Here is a 16,081-nt window from a genome sequence, read left to right on the forward strand (position 1 = left end):
GTGCCGGTAGGATACCTGAGCGAGAGCCAAGTGCGGGAATATGGTCGTTTTCCCGACGAGCTTACCCCGGACCAATTGGCTCGCTATTTCCACCTCGATGACGCCGATCTTGCGTTCGTCGCCGTGCATCGCGGCGACCACAATCGTCTAGGCGTCGCCGTCCAGCTCGGATCGCTGCGCATGCTCGGCACCTTTCCGGAAGACCCCACAGCGGCACCTGTTTCAGCTCTGCGCTTCACCGCCCAGCATCTTTCGCTCACCGAGCCCGAAGAGTTGATTGCCGAATATGCCCGCAGCGAAGGGCGCTGGCGTCATGCGCCTCGCATTCGTCACCACTACGGCTACCGGACCTATACCGATTATGGTGTCGCGTTCCGTCTCAACCGCTTTCTTTATGCCCTGTGCTGGACGGGATCGGACCGACCGTCGGCTCTCTTCGACCGGGCCGTCGCATGGCTGCTGGAAGCCAAGGTCCTGCTGCCGGGTCTGTCTGTGTTGGAAAGGGCCGTGGCAAGGGTTCGCACACGGGCGAACAGGCGGCTGCACAGATTGCTGATCGAGGCGATGACGCCAGAACAGCGGGAACGGCTTGATAGCCTGGTCGCTGTTCCGGAGGGTGCCCGCCAAAGCCCGCTCGACCGGCTGCGCGACGGGCCGTACATTCAAAGTGGACGGGAGATCAGCCGTGCACTCGGCCGTCTGGAAGAGATCCGCACCCTCGCAAGCGGCCTGCCGTCGCTCGATCGGCTGCCACCGGGTAAAATCACGGCGCTGGCGCGGTTTGCCAGCGCTGCAAAGGCTCAGTCCGTTTCGCGTCTGCCGGCCGACCGGCGCGCGGCAACCCTGCTGGCCTTTATTCGAACACTCGAAGCATCGGCCGGGGATGATGTCATCGATCTGTTCGATGCGGTCACGACATCGATGGTGTCGGAGGCGTCGTCGGCTGCTAAGCTGGCAAGATTGCGGTCGCTGCGAGACCTGGATGCAGCGGCACTGAAGTTGCGCGACGCGGCGATCGTCATTCTCGATCCCGAAACGCCCGACGATGCAGTCCGCACCGCAATCTTCGACCTGATCGACAGGCAGGCGCTTGACGCAGCCGTCGAGCGTGTCGGCACCCTCGCGGAACCTGGCGACGACACCTACTTTACCGAACTCAGGAAGCACAATCGCAAGATTGCCTATACGCCGGGACTGCTCGCGGGCCTTGATCTCGGCGCGGCTCCCGCCGGCCGGCCCTTGCTGGAGGCCATTGATTATCTCCGTGTGGTTCATTCCGGTCGCAAGCGCGCCGGCCCACCACCAACAGCCTTTGCGCCAAAGGCATGGCAGACCCAACTCAAGACTGCCGATGGCGCCGTCGATCTGACGGGATATCGGCTCTGCATCCTGGACGAACTGCGCCGCGCCATTCGCCGGCGCGACATCTTTCCGGTTCGCTCACTGCGGTATGCCGATCCGCGCAAGGGGCTGCTATCAGGTCCGGCATGGGAAGCTGCACGTCCGACGGTCTGCCGCACCGTGGGAGTATCCACCGTTGCTGACGAAGAACTCGGGCGTTTGTCGAGCCGGCTAGACCGAGCCTATCGGGAAACCGCCGATCGTGTCCCGCTGAACCCGGCCGTCAACATCATCAATACCTCGGAAGGCTCGGATCTGTCCCTCGACCGCCTGGAAAAGATCGAGGAACCACCTAGCCTCAACGCGCTGCGCGCCGCGATCGATGCGCGTCTACCTCGGCTCGATCTGCCCGAACTGATCATGGAAATGCATGCGAGAACCGGCTTTGCCGATCTCTTCACCCACGCCAGCGAGGGCGGCTCACGCGCGGAAAACATCGCAACCAGCATCTGCGCCGTTCTTGTCGCCGAAGCGACCAATACCGGATTCGAGCCGCTGGTTCGCATCGATACCCCGGCACTTCGACGCTCCCGGCTCAGTTGGGTCAAGCAAAACTTCCTGCGCGCCGAGACGCTGACCGCCGCAAACGCCGCCTTGGTCGCGGCGCAAAACGCCATCCCCTTGGCGAGAAAATGGGGCGGCGGTGAAGTGGCATCCGCCGATGGATTGCGGTTCGTTGTGCCGGTCCGCACCATTCATTCCGGCCCCAATCCACGATATTTTGGGCAGGAGCGCGGTGTCACCTGGTACAATCTCGCTTCAGATCAGTTTACCGGCCTCAACGCCATGACCGTTCCAGGCACCCTGCGCGACAGCCTCAACCTCCTCGCCGTCGTGCTGGAACAGGAGACCGAGCTTCAGCCCACCGAGATCATGACCGACACGGCCGGATATACCGACACCATCTTCGGCATCTTCTATCTGCTCGGATACCAGTTCAGCCCTCGCATCGCAGATGTCGGCGGGGCAAGATTCTGGCGCGCCGATGCAAAAGCCAACTACGGCATCCTCGACGATATCGCGTCGAACAGGATCAACATGAAGCTGATCGCCGACCATTGGGACGATCTGCTGCGCCTCGCTGGCTCCCTCAAGCTCGGCGTCGTCCAGGCCGCTGGCCTCACACGAACCCTTCAGACCAATGACCGGCCAACCCGCCTCGCTCGCGCCCTGCAGGAACTCGGCCGCCTTATCAAGACGCTTTATCTCCTGCGCTTCATTGATGATGAAACCTACAGGCGCCGTATTCTCATCCAGCTCAATCGCGGTGAAGGTCGCCACCAGCTCGCCCGCGTCATCTTCCATGGAAAACGCGGAGAATTGCGTCAGCGTTATCGTGAAGGTCAGGAAGACCAACTCGGAGCGCTCGGGCTGGTCGTCAATCTTGTTGTGCTCTGGAACACGATCTATACGGATGCAGCCCTCAACCAGCTCGTCACCGAAGGCCACGACGTCAAGCCGGAGGANGCTTCCGTCACGTCAATATGCTCGGCCGATACGCCTTCACACTCCCAGAATTCGTGGCCCGAGGCGAACTCAGACCGCTACGCGATCCGAAAACCGCCGATCCGGATGAGGAACCGTAAAATCCTTATGTAGGTTTTCTGTTCCGTTGCTACTCAGACCCCGAGATCCCCGATTTATCGGAATCGAGAGCGCGGCCCATGGTCTGGAACACCACGGTTTCCTGCCCGAGCAGATCGGAGACGAGCCGGGCGCTTTCATGATCGTTGACGCCGAAGATTTGCAGGACGCCGGCATTCGACAGGAAGGTGCCGGCGCGCTGCCCATAGGTGGCGCGCAGCTGGTGAACGTCTTGCAGGATCGGCCAGAGCTGGACGCCGTAGCCGGCCATGAGGCCCATGGCGCGCTCGACGGGAGCCAGGTGGCCAAGGGCCGCGAACTCATCGAGCAGATAGAGGACTGGCACGGCGGGCTTGTCGGGCGTGCGAGCCATTTCGAGCAGGCTTTGGGTGACGAGCAGGCGCAGCCAGCGCGAATAGGTCGAGAGCCGATCGGGTGGCAGCACAAGGAAGACCGTTGCGTTGCGGCTCTTGAGATCGGCAAAACGGAAATCCGATCGACCGAGCACACGGGCCATGCGGGGGCTGTCGAGAAAATGGGTATGGCGCTGCGCCGCCGAGAGCACGCCGGCCGCCTCGCGATCAGACTTGCCGAGGTGACGGTTCGCAGCGCGGGCGACCAGGCCGCCGGCGGCAGTCGAGTCCTGCATGTCCTTCAGGAGCCCGGCGAAACCTTCAGGCGCAAGCGTCAGGTTCTCCCGCAGGGTGATAAGCGAACGCCTGCTGGCCGGCTCGTGCGCGACGATATGGAGGATCATTCCGGATATGAGCGCCTTTGCTTCGTCGTTCCAATGCGCCTCGCCGGCCATGCCTGGTTCATCGAATACGAGAGCATCGGCCAAGGTGCTTGCATCTTCGGCCACGTCCAGGCTGTTCGGGTCGAGTTGGTCGAGCGGATTGAACGCGGCCAACGGTTCAGCCGTCGCGCCGAAAGGATCGAGAACATGGACCGGGCCGAACTGGCGACGGGCGCGACCGGCGATCCTGGCATTCTCGCCCTTGGGATCGATGCAGATCACGGAGCGATCGGCGGTCAGCAGATTCGGAATGATGGTTCCCACACCTTTGCCGGTGCGCGTCGGGGCCATGGTCAGCAGATGGGCCGGGCCATCATAGCGCAGCAATTTCCTTGATTTCGGATCGCGGCCGATCAGCAAGCCGGAACCGGTGCGGGCGAGGGCGGCTGTTTCCTTGTCTGTGGCGAAGCGGGCCGAGCCGTGGGTTTCTCCCTCCATATCCCCGAAATGCAAAATCAGCGGATTGGTGACGAGCCGGAAGGTGATCGCAATCAGCACCAGCAGCGTGACGAGATCGAGCGCGAAAAAAGGAATCGAGCCGGGACTGAAGCTCAATTGTTCGAGAAAGAACCGCCCGCCCATGCCGATTACGAATGTCACAATGATGAGGATGAACAGAAGTACGAGGAGCGGCTTCCAGACGCGAAACGGCATGGCGATCAGTGAGAGGAACGCCCATAGAGGATCACGGGCCGCCGCGCGCATCATGTTCTTGAAAGCGGCCCATGCCAGTGTCGCCTGACTCATGAAGCGGCCTCCCCGGTGTTCCCCGCTGTCATCTTTTTCAGCAGATCGTCAAAAAGCTCCTGGTCGCCGTCGCGTGTCAGGAAGCCCGGTAGTTCGCGACGCAGCCAGTCGGCAAGGCTCTTGGAAAATTCATCACGGCCGGTTTCGAGCCGGTGCAGCACGAGCGCGCCGAGCAGCACCTTGCGCCGCGTGTCCTTGGTGCGTTCCTCTTTTCCGAGCCGAGCCTTGAGCGCCTTTCTCTGCGCTTCCAGTTGGGCAAGCCGTTCCTCAATAGATTTTCGGGCCATGTCGTCGCCTCCTTATTGATCCCGAGCCGATACTATTCAAAAGCTTCCGTTTTTCCAGCCCCCGCGCATTTTCTGATCTTGTCCCAGTTGAAATTTCCGCCGTTTTATGCTGCAAGTTCGTTGTTCAATATATCGCATTGATGTTCCCGCGAGCGCCACACCGAGGCATTCGAGAGCGTAGCGAGCCAATTACGAAGGGCGCACTTACGACTTGCTTCGCAAGTCAGTTGCGCCGATCGCAGATCGGAAAAGGGCAGGCAGCGTTTGGCAATCTATCATGCGAGCATGAAACCGGTATCGCGGGCCAGCGGCAGAAGCGCCGTTGCCTCTGCTGCCTATCGTGCCGGCGAGCGCCTGACGAACGAACGCGATGGCCTCACGCATGACTTCACCCGCAAGCAGGGCGTTGAGCATGTGGAAATCGTGTTGCCCGAGGGTGTGAGTGCGGAATGGGCGAAGGACCGCCAGGCGCTTTGGAACGCAGCGGAGTTTGCCGAAAATCGGAAAGACGCGCGTGTCGCTCGTGAAATCGAGATCGGGCTACCGCACGAGCTGACAGCCGAGCAGCGGCTAGAGCTAACGCGGGCGTTCGCCCAGGATTTGGCGAACCGCTATGGCGGGGCGGTCGATTTCGCGATCCATTCGCCGCATTCGGCGAGCGACGTTCGGAATTATCACGCGCACCTTTTGATGACGACGCGCCAGGTCACAGAGGAACGGCTTGGCGAGAAAACGCATATCGAGTGGAAGAATGTGCGTCTGTTGAACGAGGGGTTGCCGACGACGCAAATGCAGCTCCGCGATATCAGACAGTCGTGGGAGCAGCATGCGAACGAGCATTTGGCAAAGGCCGGTCTCGATGTGCGGATTGATCATCGCTCGCATCAGGAGCGCGGACTTGAGCTTGAGCCGACCGAGCATATGGGCGTGCATGCCACGCAGATGCAGCGGCGCGGCCTCGACGTGTCGCGCACCCGGCTTGATGCGGAAGCGGCGCAGCGGAATGCGGAGCTGATCCGGGAGAAGCCGGAACAGGTTCTTGCGATCGTCACGAACGAAAAGAGCGTGTTCGATCGGCACGACATTGCGCGGACACTGCATCGCTACATCAACGACGACGCGCAGACGTTCCAGAATGCCTTTGCGACCGTCATGGCTTCGCCTGCGCTGGTGGAGTTGCAGGGCGAGCGAATGAGCCCCGAGACAGGCGAGATCGAGCTTGCGCGATATTCGACCCGCGAAATGGTCGGGATCGAATCCGGCATGGCGATGAGCGCGACAAGGCTGCACGAGGCGCAGACCCATGGCGTCGATCGGCAGCATGTCGGCCGCGCGATCGACGCCCAAGACGCTGCCATTCGTCAGAGCGCTGGCGATCTTTCGGCACGGCTATCGGACGAGCAGCGGCGCGCGATCGAGCATATCACCGGGCCGGAACAGATCGCGGCGGTTGTCGGCTATGCTGGCGCAGGCAAGAGCACGATGCTCGCGGCGGCGCGCGAAGCATGGGAGGCGCAGGGCTACACGGTTCACGGCGCGGCCCTGTCGGGTAAGGCGGCCGAGGGATTGGAGGAATCCTCCGGCATCCAGAGCCGCACGCTCGCGTCGTATGAATATCGCTGGCAGAACGACCGCGGCACACTCGGCCGCGGCGACGTGTTCGTGATCGACGAGGCGGGCATGATCGGGAGCCGGCAGCTCTCCCGGTTCATCAACGAGGCCGAGGCGCGGGGGGCGAAGATCGTCCTCGTCGGCGATCATGAGCAGCTCCAGGCGATCGGGGCCGGCGCACCGTTCCGCGCCATCGCCGAGCAAATCGGCCATGCCGAGCTTTCGGAGATTCGCCGGCAGCGCGTGGACTGGCAGCGGGAGGCGTCGGTTGACTTCGCCACCCATCGGACGGCCGAGGGCCTGGCCGCCTACCGGGATAACGGGAGCATCCGGCTTAGCGAAACGCGGGACGAGGCGCGCGGCGAGATCGTGCGCGACTACCTTGCCGATCGCGACGAACGGCCGGAGGGCACGCGCGTTGCGATGGCACATCGCCGTGCCGATGTTCGCGCCATCAATGACGAAATCAGATCGGCCCTGCAGGAGCGCGGCGAGCTGGCGAAGAGCAGTGTGCCCGGTGAGGGCTCGGACGCTGGTGGACTGACCTTCCAGACCAATGACGGCAAGCGCGAGTTCGCGCCGGGCGACCGTATCGTGTTCCTGGAGAACAATCGCGACCTTGGCGTCAAGAACGGGATGCTTGGCACGGTCGAGAGCGTCGAGGCTGGCCGGATCGTCGCGCAGCTCGACGGTCCCGGAGGAAAGGGCAGGGGCGACAGTATCAGCGTGCCGACGAACGACTATCGGGCTTTCGACCATGGCTATGCGACGACGATTCACAAGAACCAGGGCGCGACAGTGGACCGCGCCTTTGTGATGGCGTCGGGCACGATGGACAGGCATCTGACCTATGTCGCCATGACCCGGCATCGCGACGGCGCGCAGCTCTATGCCGGCATGGATGAGTTTGCCGACCGTAACGCCGGTCGTTTGGTCGATCATGGGGCCGCGCCCTATCAGCACGACCCGAAGAACCGCGACAGCTATTTCGTGACGCTGGAAAACGATCGCGGCCAGAAACATACGATTTGGGGTGTGGACCTTGAGCGCGCCATGAAAGAGGCCGCGCCAGAGATCGGGGACAAGATCGGCCTTGAGCATCGCGGATCGGAGACGGTGCGTCTTCCAGACGGGACTACGGCCGAGCGCAATGCGTGGAAGGTGCATGAAGGCGGCGAGCTGGCCTACGCCCAACTTGAAAACCGGCTCAGCCGGTCGGGCGTGAAGGAAACGACGCTCGATTATACCCGCGACTTTGCCGAGCGGCGCGGGATCGCAGAGCAGATGGGGGTTCGCAGCGAGATCGAGCTACGTCCGGACAGAGAGCCGACGCAGGAGCAAACCCGGGCCGATCGTCAATCGCAGCGGCCGAGCATCGAGGCCGAAAATAGGGGCGAGGATCCACACCGGGTTTCTTCGCTGTCCAAGGATCTCGCCCAGGATCGTATTCAGGAACATGGGGACGATCAGCAGCAGCGCCCGCGCCGAGGCATGTTCGAGGGCTTGAAACTCGGGCGGAGCGCGGCGGCTGAAGGGCCGCAGCAGGACCGCGTCGCGCCGGCCCAGGAGCGGCCAGAGAGAGACGAGACTCCCCGGCGCTCCATGTTCGACGGCCTGAAGCTCAATGCCGTCTCAACCGGCCAGGCGCAGCCGGAAAGAGTGGAGAGCGTGCGAGAGGTGCCCGCGCCCGACCGGCAGGCAGACCGCTTGCGGCGGCCGTCCGACATGGAGCGCGCCATAGACCGCTATGCGCGGGCCTATGACGCGGCCGAGCGAAATCACAGTGAGGGCTTGCCCGTACTCGAAACGCAGAAGCAGGAATTGCGGCAGGCCGGCCAGCAGCTCGACCAGGCGCGGCCGGGAGCGTCGGCGCTGATGGTGTCCGCCTTGCAGCATGACCCCGAGACGCGGGCTGCCATGCAGGAGCTTTCCGGCCGCGAGCGTGTCGGCCAACTCAGCGCCGGCATGGACCGGGAGCGCGCCGCACTGGCGGACCCGAACGTCAGGGCCGAACGGTTCGTGCAGCGCTGGCAGGAGCTACAGGGCGAACGCCAGGAGCTTCGCGGTTGGCAGCACGACGAGGCGCGCGGGAAGGTCGAGGGGCAAATGCGCGGCATGACAAAGAACCTTGAGCGCGATCCGCAGGTTGAATCGATCCTGCGCAATCGCAGCCAGGACCTCGGAATCGGTCATGTGCGGCAGAGTGAAAGCCTCGCCCGCAACATGGAGCAGAGCCTTGCACGCGGCCGGAGCCAGGGCCTTGGGATGGAACGATAGGAGACGCCATGACGGACGAGAGCGAGGGTACAGAACCAGACGAGCAGGACGCAGGCAGCGACCCGGCCCAGGCTTTCGATACGTTGCGGCGATCTGTCGAGAAGCTGACGCGCGACGTTGGCGGCGAAATGACCGTCATCCGCAAGGGGGTGGAAGCGGCGTTCGAGGAATTCGAGAAAATCCAGCAGCCGCCCGATTACGGCCCGGAGCTTGGCCGTATGGTCAAGCAGGTTACCGCCGTTGGACAGGCCCTTGAAGCCTTGCAGAAGTCGCCGGCGCTCAGGAATGGCCCCGATCATTACGCCCGCGCGCTCGAGAACGCCGGCGACCGGATTTCGGAGGGTGCTGGGCGCACGATCGAGGCTCGAGGACAAGCCCTCGAGCGCGTGACCGGCGATCTTCGCGAGTTCGTCAGGGCCGCCCGCCTTCGTCGGGAACAGGATTGGTGGCTTTGGGGCGTGGGAGCGGCCGGCCTGGTCGCCGGCGTGCTGTTGACGTTGTTCCTTCCGCGCGTTCTGCCCGGATCGGTCGATATGGCCGTAGCCTCGATCGCCATGAATGCCGACCGCTGGAATGCGGGAATCTCGCTCATGCAGTCGGGAAGCCCAGGAGGCTGGCGCAACCTGGTTGAGGCCAGCAATCTTGTGCGCGCCAATCAGGAGACGCTTGCGGCGTGCGCAGAGGCGGCCGCCAAGGCGAAGAAAGAACAACGTTGCACGGTCACCATGGCAGTGCCTCAGTAGCCTTGGCGCTAGTTCGAGCTGCGTCCGATATTTACGGAATCTATGTGATTTTAGCCGGATTCTTCTGCGGGATGATTTGTAGGCCCAGCAGAAAGGCAGCACCTAAGCTGATCCATATATCTGCCAGATTGAACACGAAGAAATGCCAATCCCCAAAATGCAGGTTCAGGAAGTCGGTGACAGAGCCGCGTGTGCTTCGGTCGATCAAGTTTGCTAGAGCGCCCGCTGCGACCAGTGAAAGGGCCGCCCTGTGCCAACCTTGCGACCGATAGGCCCATACGGTCATGGCAAGCGTCAGCAATCCTGTAACGACCACTAAAGCGGCTTGGCCTGTATCGCCCTCGAAAGCGAACAGACCAAACGACACGCCCTCGTTGAAGGTCAGGTGCAGAGATACGAAGGGCAAGAAGTCGAAAGCAGGGCCATAGGGATCGAGACTCGCCCGCGCCCATGCCTTCGTTGCAAGATCGAGCGCCGCACCTGTGCCAACTATCAATGCAGCAGTGCCAACCTTCACGAGCGGCCTGCCTGTGCGAGGTCCTGCCGCGCATCCCGGATGATCGACCATGCCGATTGCAGGAATAGGCCCGCGACGGCGAAGGCAACGATCAGATCGGGCCAAGGATTGTTCAGCCACCAGACGAGCGCGGCCGCAGCGACCACGGCGAGGTTGCCGATTGCGTCATTGCGTGAGAATAGCCAAACAGCTCGCATATTAGCATCGCCTTTTCTATGCGGGATCAGCACCACAGCTGCCAGTACGTTGACGATGAAGGCGACAATAGCGAAGCCTCCCATGAGCAGGGTTTGCGGCTCGTACTCGACAAAGACGCGGTAGAGCGTCGAGCCGACGACACCAAGGCCGAGCAGAGCTAAGAATACGCCTTGCAGCAGCGCCGCCTTGGCGCGGGCAGCAAGCCCCCACCCGACAGCGACCAAGCCCAAGAAGGAAATCAGGCCATCCCCGATGAAATCGAGAGCGTCGGCCTGTAGAGCTTGCGATCCCGACAGGATCGAACCGCCAATCTGGATAATACCATATCCGGCATTGAGCAAAACGACGATCCAGAGCGCCCGCTTATAGGCAGGGGTCACATGCGACAGGTCAGGAATATGATGGTCGTCATCACCGTCTACGTTTTCGGTTTTCGGCGCACCCACACGATCGAGCTGATAGCCGAGGCCTGTCACGGCGGCCTCCAACATCGGAAGACGCCGCGCCGGATCATCGACTTCGAGCGTCATAATCTGCGATGCGATTGACACCTTCACACCGTTGATGCCTTCGACTTTGCGGGCTGCGCCCTCAATCTTGGCTGCGCATGATGAGCAGTCCATGCCGGTAACTTGGTAGCGGATGATGTCGGTTGCGGCGACGGTCATTTGTCAATCCTCGAAATTCTAACCCTGCCGTGCTACATCCTGTAGTGACTACAGGAGCAAGGAAAAAAATGCAGATTGGCGATCTATCTCGACGGACAGGCGTAAACATCGAAACGATACGCTATTATGAACGCATTGGGGTTTTGCCGAAGCCTGCTCGCCAATCGAACGGGCGGCGCACCTATAGTCCCGCCGACGCAGTGCGCTTAGGCNCGAGTGTTGCTGGCCTTACAGGAACAGCCTGAGGTATCGTGCGACGATGCGAGCCTGATTGCACAGGACCAGCTTGAGGCGGTTGAAAGCCGGATTGCCCGTCTTCTCAAATTGCGTGATGAGTTGCGTCGTATGATCAGTGAGTGTGGCCGTGGCCGCGTGGCCGAATGCCGCGTGATTGAGGCTCTGACGACTCCCGCCAAGGGCACTTTAAGCTTGCACGTAGCAAGTAGCAGGCAACCGCAACGCTCGCCTGCCTTGCCCGAGTAACTGTCGCGGAAATCCTAAAACCTGCAACAGATCGGCCGCCCCTGGAAAATGTGACCTTCCGCGATATTTGGCGCATTTTCTTCAGGGTTAAGTGGCGCAGACTCGTGCTGGCGCCAGCATAGCGGAGATCTGCGCTTCCCGCAGCGAAGGTCTCGAAGGAGCCCAAAGTACCAGTTACTGCACTATGCGCGAATGTCGGCCATCAATGATACTACGCCTACACACGCGCAATCTCACGGATCAGATCATTTGTCTCTGGCCTCGTCGTTTGGTGCCGATAACGAAGAGCAGAAACAGTTCGCGAAATTTCAAGGCCGTCGATGGGTATCGAAACTAGGCCGCTGTCTGCTGGAATTGCCGTGGTTGGCAAAATCACCGCGCCTAATCCCTGCCGCGCGAGTTCGACTAACCAATCCACGCGATTTGACCGATAGGCCGCGTAGAGTTCGTGACCTTGGTCTGCACATGCCCCATGCAACGCATCCCGCATTTCGCAATTGGGTCGATCGAGCATGTCAGTTTCAGCGAGTGTCGAAAGAGAAATAGCGTCTCGTTCAGACAACGGGTGCGACTTGGACACCACAACCTTGTAGGACTCGTCATAGAGCTGGTCTATTCGATAGAGGTCTTCACTGACCGTCGTCGCTGTGACAACGACGTCAAATTCACCCTCTCGCAATCCGGCCAGAAGCTTGGAGGCAGACGCCACGATCAACTCTATTTCGGCTTGCGGCAATCGTGTACGGAAGCGTTCCACGGCGGCTGAAATCCGGTTGTGACCAATCGTTTCGCCAACACCGACAGAAATAGGAACCCGCGCTAGTCGCGTGTGGCGGACGGCTTCTGCCTTAGCTGCCTGCGTTTCGTCATGCGCTTTCTGTAGCCTTGGCTGCATGAGTTTTCCGAGTGCCGTCAACCTGCATCCCGCGCGGTCCCTGACAAACAGATCACCCCCGAGCTCGTGTTCAAGCTTCTTGATCGCGGTCGTCAGGGACGGTTGGGAAACATTTGAGGCGCTAGCGGCATGGGTGAAGTTGCGATGCTGGCAGACAGCCAAAAAATACCTGATCTGGTTCATCTCCACTGCCACAGTCTCCGTCACTTTCCGCCATGAGGTTCACCATAGCACATGTCTATCAAAGAATAGAAGTTCGGGATTGGTGCCTGAGGCATTCGGCATGGGAAAAGGGTGCATCGAAACCAGACACAACAACCTCTCAATCAGGAGGCGACCATGAAAGCCCAAATTCTCAAGACACTCGCCGCTTTGGCCTTGATCACGACATCTGCAGCCGCACAGGAAACCCCAATGGAAAATCACACTGCCAGCTACATCGCCATGCCCGCTGCTGAAGGCCAGACCGAAGCATTCGCCGAATTTCTGGCCGGAGCCGCCCCGATTGTCGCGGACACCGAACCAGGCACCGTGCTTTGGTTTGCCTTGCAAGCCGAAGATACGCTCGCGATCTTTGATATCTTCGTGGATGAAGAAGCGCGCAATGCGCATTTCTCCGGCGCCGTGGCCGCGGCTTTGAACCAAAATGCCGACGCGCTGGTCGCCGGAGGCTGGGACGATGGTGTTGTCGCGAACATCAACAATTCCGATGTCCTGTCGATGAGGGAACCGGTTGATCTCTACTCGGCCACGACAGCCACGTACATCACGCTCGAAGCAGCACCCGGCAAAGGGCCGGAATTGGCAGCCTTGCTGACCGCAGCTGGTCCCATCGTCGAAGAAACCGAACCCGGCACATTGTTCTGGGCGGCGCTGCAGATTGACGAAACATCCTTCGCAATCTTCGACATCTTCACAAACAATGCTGGCCGTGAAGCACACTTTGCCGGTCAAGTCGCCGGGCTGCTGAACGAACGGGCAGCGGAGTTGGTCGCTGGCGGGTGGGACGACGGTGTGGTCGCTAACGTCCACAACTTCGACATCCTCGCCATCAAGTAGCGCGATGTGACAGGAACAAAAGGCGCCTGGTGCAACGCATCAGGCGCTTTGCCGAACGAATTTAGATCACCGTGAAGCGGTCGTTCGAGTAACTGCAGCGAATTAGCGCTTTGTTCGCACAGCGTAAGTTCATGTATAGCGCGGCGAAGGTCAGCTATTGTGCTTCGATGGATACTTCAGCGCTCGGCGTCCGTTGTAGAACGCGATAGACCGTTGGCCGCGAAACGTCGAAAAGTTCTGCCAGATCGCTGACGGAGTAGTCGCCCGTGTCATACATGCGCCGCAGCTCTGTCTGGCGGCGATCCGACAGCTTGGGCTTCTTCCCCTTCAGCTTCCCCTTAGCGCGGGCGAATGCCATGCCCTCTTTGGTGCGCATGCGGATGAGGTCTGCTTCAAACTCAGCGAAGGTGGCGAGGATGTTGAAGAACATCTTTCCCATCGGATCGTGCGGATCATAGACCGACGCTCCCAAGGCAAGCCTCACCCCGCGCTTTGCCAACTCATCTGCGATAGACCGAGCATCCGGAACCGACCTTGCCAGCCGGTCGAGCTTCGGGACCACCAGCGTGTCGCCGGCTCTTACGGCGGCTAAGGCCTGCGCCAGTCCTGGCCGCTCGCGGTTCGTTCCGGTCAAGCCATGGTCAGTATAGATGCGGTCCGCAGTCACACCGAGATGCAGGAGGGTGGCCTTCTGAGCGGCAAGGTCCTGTTTATCGGTCGAGCATCGGGCGTATCCAATGCGGGTTTCAGACATGGGGGCGTCCTTCGTGAAAATTATTCTGGAGCCATGTAGAATTGTAACGAACAAGACCCCTTCAATGATACTATCACCGTACCAGCTAAATGAGAATCGATTTTCCCCTCAAATATAGGGTGTGGCCCGGAGGCGGGACGGCGTCCGCTCAGAGTTCCCCTTTCGGACAGGTTGGAGAAACAGAATGGATGAAGCGATGCGCCGGTTCGCCGTTCTGCGGCCTCATCTGGAAGAGGGTGTTTCTCTGGTCGCAGCCGCCCGCGCGGCTGATGTGCCAATCCGGACGACGCAACGCTGGCTGTCGCGCTATAGGCTGAAAGGTCTGGACGGGCTAAAGATCAGGAAGCGATCTGATTACGGCACTCGCAGACTGCCCGAGCCCTTGATCGCTCTGATCGAGGGGCTGGCGCTTCGCAAGCCGCGGCTGTCCTGTGCCGCAATCTGTCGACGCACCAAAGCGATTGCGAAGAGCAGGGATTGGCCGGTCCCATCCTATAGCACCGTTCATTCCATCGTGCAGGCGCTCGATCCTGCGGTGGTCACGCTGGCGCAGGATGGGGCGTCAGAATGTCGTACCGCTGACACACGCGATACACGCCCCTGTCACCGCGGAGAGCTATCAGAACAGCGCGGGTTGCCAGCCGGCTTGAGTGGACAAGCGAGCGCTGGAGGGGATTTCGAACGGCGCGGCGTCCCTGATTGCGGCGCCCGTCACCAGGAAAGAGCAGAGCATGCTGACGGATCGTCACGTCGCCGAATATCAGACCAAAGGTTTTGCCGTCGCCGAGGGGCTCTTTACCGAACAGGAGATCGGCGAGCTGCGGCGTGTCACTGACGAGTTGATCGTCGAAGCGTCAGCGCTGACAAGCCCGACGCCGACCTTCGAGCTCGAGCCGTCCCACGCTCCGGAACAACCCGCCGTTCGCCGCATCGAGATGCCACACAGGCACTTCGACTTCTTCAGGGAGTTCGTACGACATCCCGCCCTTATCGATAGTCTGCAGAAGCTGATCGGCCCGGACGTTCGAGTGCACAACTCCAAAATCAACCTGAAGCCGGGCCGGATCGGTTCGCCCGTCGAGTGGCACCAGGATTGGTGCTTTTATCCGCACACCAACGACGCGTTCCTGACGGTAGGCGTGTTCCTGGACGATATCACCAGTGTTAACGGGCCCCTGCTGTGCCTGCCAGGCTCGCACCAGGGCAAGATCTACGATCACCACAACCCCGATACCGGGTACTTCTGCAGCGCGGTCGACCTGGATGCCGATCCCGTGAACGCCACCGGCGCCGAGGAATGCGTTGGTCCCGCAGGGACCGTGTCGTTCCACCATGTCCGCACCATGCACGCCTCCGGACCGAACATGTCCGCCCAGGCCCGCCGGTTGTTGTTGATTGGATATGCCGCTGCTGACGCGTGGCCGCTGTTGGGCGTGAGGAACTGGGACCAGTATGAAGCGGACATGGTTTGCGGACGATCTACCCGCAACCCGAGGATGGTCGCACTGCCGTGCCCCGTGCCCTTTCCGATGCCGCCCGAAGCGCAAGAACGGTTCAGCCTGTTCGACAACCAGAAGCGGGCGCGGCGCTTGCTTTACGATCGTCCCGCCGAGGTGAATTGAGCTCGCGATCATTGGGTGCGACGGCGCACGTTTGATTCTGGCCGATCTGTGTGCGTCCGCCCCGTTTCCAGAAACGGCATCGATGAACGAAACCCGGTCCGTGCGGCGCTGGTCGGCGGCGGAGCGCTGTACATCGGGTTCGCGAGCGAAGGCATCAATCTACTGACCCTTAAGTGTAGCGGCTTGCCAACATAAGCGCCTCTGCTCGCAAACATCGGCATTTTCTGCTCGAATTATCTGACAATGGAGCGGGCGTCGTGCTCACGCTCTTTGCCAATGTGCTCGCAAACATCCGGGTCTGCTTGCAAACATCCGCCACGTGCTCAGATTAATTGCCAGCGACGGCATGGTCAAACCGGGACGCCTGCCTGTCGTAGTTGCTCGGTCAGCTGACGGGAATATTCGGGATCAAGGGTGCCCGCCAGGAAGGCGCGGATAT

The 16,081-nt window shown here is 61.0% G+C and carries 12 protein-coding genes and 2 pseudogenes; 8 read left to right on the plus strand and 6 right to left on the minus strand.

Going from position 1 to position 16,081, the window contains the following annotated elements:
• Positions 1-2,987 (plus strand): annotated as a pseudogene (locus RHIZ70P_RS18380) (Tn3 family transposase).
• A 32-nt stretch (positions 2,988-3,019) separates the two neighbouring features.
• On the opposite strand, the pseudogene RHIZ70P_RS18385 reads toward RHIZ70P_RS18380, so the two are convergent.
• Positions 3,020-4,528, minus strand: a pseudogene (locus RHIZ70P_RS18385) (type IV secretory system conjugative DNA transfer family protein); the annotation flags it as partial.
• Positions 4,525-4,815, minus strand: a complete 291-nt coding sequence (locus RHIZ70P_RS18390; RefSeq protein WP_046797720.1) for a hypothetical protein — start codon at positions 4,813-4,815, stop codon at positions 4,525-4,527. The pseudogene RHIZ70P_RS18385 and the gene RHIZ70P_RS18390, both read right to left, overlap by 4 nt.
• A gap of 264 nt (positions 4,816-5,079) precedes the next feature.
• Between RHIZ70P_RS18390 and traA the strand changes: the two genes are divergently transcribed.
• Positions 5,080-8,703, plus strand: a complete 3,624-nt coding sequence (gene traA / locus RHIZ70P_RS18395) for a Ti-type conjugative transfer relaxase TraA (protein WP_046797719.1) — start codon at positions 5,080-5,082, stop codon at positions 8,701-8,703.
• An 8-nt stretch (positions 8,704-8,711) separates the two neighbouring features.
• On the plus strand, positions 8,712-9,446 hold the full coding sequence (locus tag RHIZ70P_RS18400; protein WP_046797718.1) for a DUF6118 family protein: 735 nt from the start codon (positions 8,712-8,714) through the stop codon (positions 9,444-9,446).
• Positions 9,447-9,486: 40 nt separating this feature from the next.
• On the opposite strand, the gene lspA is transcribed toward RHIZ70P_RS18400, so the two are convergent.
• The gene (gene lspA, locus RHIZ70P_RS18405) at positions 9,487-9,963 is read right to left on the minus strand and encodes a signal peptidase II (RefSeq protein WP_046797717.1); all 477 of its coding nucleotides are present in this window, start codon (positions 9,961-9,963) and stop codon (positions 9,487-9,489) included.
• Entirely contained in the window at positions 9,960-10,829 is an 870-nt protein-coding gene (locus RHIZ70P_RS18410) for a cation transporter (RefSeq protein ID WP_046797716.1), read from the minus strand. Before RHIZ70P_RS18410 ends, lspA begins: the two co-directional genes overlap by 4 nt.
• A gap of 68 nt (positions 10,830-10,897) precedes the next feature.
• Between RHIZ70P_RS18410 and RHIZ70P_RS23455 the strand changes: the two genes are divergently transcribed.
• Positions 10,898-11,074, plus strand: a complete 177-nt coding sequence (locus tag RHIZ70P_RS23455; RefSeq protein ID WP_328588194.1) for a MerR family DNA-binding transcriptional regulator — start codon at positions 10,898-10,900, stop codon at positions 11,072-11,074.
• Entirely contained in the window at positions 11,046-11,312 is a 267-nt protein-coding gene (locus tag RHIZ70P_RS23460; protein ID WP_328588195.1) for a MerR family DNA-binding protein, read from the plus strand. The genes RHIZ70P_RS23455 and RHIZ70P_RS23460 overlap by 29 nt, the downstream gene beginning before the upstream one ends.
• A 217-nt stretch (positions 11,313-11,529) precedes the next feature.
• On the opposite strand, the gene RHIZ70P_RS18420 is transcribed toward RHIZ70P_RS23460, so the two are convergent.
• Positions 11,530-12,390 (minus strand): LysR family transcriptional regulator, encoded by an 861-nt coding sequence (locus RHIZ70P_RS18420; RefSeq protein WP_209058170.1) that lies wholly within the window; start codon positions 12,388-12,390, stop codon positions 11,530-11,532.
• 156 nt (positions 12,391-12,546) lie between these two features.
• Between RHIZ70P_RS18420 and RHIZ70P_RS18425 the strand changes: the two genes are divergently transcribed.
• On the plus strand, positions 12,547-13,266 hold the full coding sequence (locus tag RHIZ70P_RS18425; RefSeq protein WP_115671934.1) for a putative quinol monooxygenase: 720 nt from the start codon (positions 12,547-12,549) through the stop codon (positions 13,264-13,266).
• A 154-nt stretch (positions 13,267-13,420) separates the two neighbouring features.
• Here RHIZ70P_RS18425 and RHIZ70P_RS18430 read toward each other — a convergent pair whose 3' ends face one another.
• Positions 13,421-14,020 carry a recombinase family protein gene (locus RHIZ70P_RS18430; RefSeq protein WP_115671935.1) on the minus strand — a complete coding sequence of 200 codons (600 nt, stop codon included), beginning with the start codon at positions 14,018-14,020 and terminating at the stop codon, positions 13,421-13,423.
• Between the two features lie 196 nt (positions 14,021-14,216).
• Between RHIZ70P_RS18430 and RHIZ70P_RS23505 the strand changes: the two genes are divergently transcribed.
• Together RHIZ70P_RS23505 and RHIZ70P_RS18440 are read left to right on the plus strand one after the other, a co-directional pair.
• On the plus strand, positions 14,217-14,855 hold the full coding sequence (locus tag RHIZ70P_RS23505; protein WP_419178315.1) for a helix-turn-helix domain-containing protein: 639 nt from the start codon (positions 14,217-14,219) through the stop codon (positions 14,853-14,855).
• Positions 14,752-15,642 (plus strand): phytanoyl-CoA dioxygenase family protein, encoded by an 891-nt coding sequence (locus RHIZ70P_RS18440; RefSeq protein ID WP_024922081.1) that lies wholly within the window; start codon positions 14,752-14,754, stop codon positions 15,640-15,642. Before RHIZ70P_RS23505 ends, RHIZ70P_RS18440 begins: the two co-directional genes overlap by 104 nt.
• The last annotated feature ends 439 nt before the right edge of the window (positions 15,643-16,081 follow it).

The sequence above is a fragment of the Paenirhizobium selenitireducens ATCC BAA-1503 genome (assembly GCF_900492185.1).
In the GTDB taxonomy this organism is placed as follows: Bacteria; Pseudomonadota; Alphaproteobacteria; order Rhizobiales; family Rhizobiaceae; genus Allorhizobium; species Allorhizobium selenitireducens_A.